Source organism: Vallitalea sediminicola, assembly GCF_054408565.1.
Window position 1 is genome coordinate 1 of sequence record NZ_BTPT01000276.1, and the last position, 211, is coordinate 211.

The 211-nt window shown below is 42.2% G+C and carries 1 protein-coding gene; it reads right to left on the reverse strand.

Features of this window, described 5'->3' with window-relative positions; translation table 11 throughout:
- A partial coding sequence (locus ACX6CF_RS26730) for a hypothetical protein (RefSeq protein ID WP_458788417.1) occupies nt 1-211 on the reverse strand: 211 nt, incomplete at both ends.

Below are 211 nucleotides of genomic sequence, written 5' to 3' on the forward strand. Positions count from 1 at the left end.
TGCTGGTGTGGAGATAATGTTTGAGTCGATACTTGCCAACCTAAGGTATTTTCGTGCTGAGTAATGGCAACCACTTGACTATCTGTTTGAAGATGACAACTAGGTAACTCCTCTATCGCTAAGCTTGCGATAGCGGCAAAGCGAAAGGCAGATAAACCATATTCTTGCACGAGCAATACCGGAAACTTCAAACTATCTAAATCAACGTGTT